This is a genomic window from Microvirga aerilata, assembly GCF_016743775.1.
GTDB classification, from domain to species: Bacteria; Pseudomonadota; Alphaproteobacteria; order Rhizobiales; family Beijerinckiaceae; genus Microvirga; species Microvirga aerilata.
Window position 1 is genome coordinate 1 of sequence record NZ_JAEQMY010000260.1, and the last position, 1,552, is coordinate 1,552.

At 55.2% G+C, this 1,552-nt stretch carries 2 protein-coding genes; both read right to left on the reverse strand.

The window, feature by feature from the left end; translation table 11 throughout:
• Positions 1–728: 728 nt before the first annotated feature.
• A complete protein-coding gene (locus JKG68_RS32185; protein WP_246516127.1) occupies positions 729–887 on the reverse strand; it encodes a site-specific integrase in 159 nt (52 codons plus the stop codon).
• A 56-nt stretch (positions 888–943) separates the two neighbouring features.
• Positions 944–1,222 (reverse strand): hypothetical protein, encoded by a 279-nt coding sequence (locus tag JKG68_RS32190; RefSeq protein ID WP_202066478.1) that lies wholly within the window; start codon positions 1,220–1,222, stop codon positions 944–946.
• Between the last annotated feature and the right edge of the window lie 330 nt (positions 1,223–1,552).

Here is a 1,552-nt window from a genome sequence, read left to right on the forward strand (position 1 = left end):
AAACTGCACTTGACATGAGATACGACGCAAGTCCGGGAGAACCCTGCCCCAGGAGAATGGTTCCTAGACGTCCTGACACTTATTCGTCCTCTTGCCTTTCGATTTTGACCGAGACGTATCCTGACCTAGTACGGTGTTCATTAGGTCAGCCAAGGCTCTAAACTCCATATCGGCGGCCATGAGGATCTTGGAAAGCGTCTCGGTTGAGAGCCATCGCGACTGACTCGCTTTGAGCGATTGAACACTGTCGCATCCACACCAGCGCTTATTGCCAAAGCTGATACCGAGATCCCTCGGGCTTCTGCAATAGCGTTAATGGAAGCCCAAATCTGGGTATGAGTGAACATTCTGCTTTTATACCTCTATGACGAGAAAGCATGGAACAGAATGCGAGCGTTTACGTGCTGTTTACGACAGAACGCCATACAAAGGTGACCAGAGCCTCCTCGCCATGGCAGCGGGCGTCTAGCTGATTAACTTTCTGAAGACGCAGGGCAGCATACTCTGATCCGGTGAGCTTAAAACCGGACGGACCTCATGAACAGGCAAGAGCGCTCACTGGCCTACGTTCTACAGATCAGGAAGCAGTGGCGAGTTGTCGTTCCTGTTCGTGGGAAACTGACACCAAAGATATGCGCCACAGAATTCCCCTCCCGTACAAGTGCTGAGGCATGGCTGCGCAGCGATGAGGGAGAGCGCACCGTCGATACTTACCGAAGCCGCTAGCTTCAGATCAGGATCCGTTCAACCTCATCGAGGCTGACCTCGCCATGCCGCCGGTCGTAGAGCTGAGTGGTGCGGGACGAGGCGTGATGCGTAATCGCCGCTGCCTTCTCGAGCGTGCCGCCATTCTTAATATGATCTACAAACGACTGAACAGTTGCCAACGGCAAATAGCACAGCTTCGTTCCATATCGGACCTCATGCAGAATTGAAAAGCAGATTATGCCTCTGGCTTGGATGCGGCCTTCTCAACCGTGCGCACCTGCTCGGCGACCTTCTGGTTTCGGATACAGCCAATTGTGCAAAGCAAGAGAGATCCGCCCAGCATTCCCCCAACCATTTCCATCAGCATGTGGCTCAAGGGCTCGCTGCCATGAAAGTCCCTGATGGAAATGGAATAGATCTGATGCATAACGCCGGGAAGCAAGCCAAGCAGAGCCCCTATATAAGCAAGGCTCTCAAGATCCCATTTGCTGTGACTGGCGCTGTCGCGTTTCATGCTGAGCGCCACGCTATCGTATGGCGGCAGTGATCGTACACCCTACCCTTTTGAGGGATACGTTGCGATAGCCCCCGCCGCTGTGCGAGGCTGGTATGGTGAAGGGAGCCCCCGCCAGCACCGCGCCCTAAGGCGCTGCAACCCTGCGGTCATTCCTGGGACAAAATGCCGTTCCCCACCGCCATCCCCACCCGGAGCGCCCGGTATGCGAAACAGCTCCGTTTCTTGCTCCTCAGGCCAACGAAAAAGCCCAGGTTTCCCCGGGCCTTTTCTGTCTCGGGAGAGACGCGTCTTAGTAGGTGCCGAAGCGGAAGTTCAGACCAGCGCGCA

Excerpts from the sequence above, each read along its gene's own strand:
- JKG68_RS32190 (WP_202066478.1), bottom strand. The coding sequence starts at position 1,222 with ATGAAACGCGACAGCGCCAGTCACAGCAAATGGGATCTTGAGAGCCTT.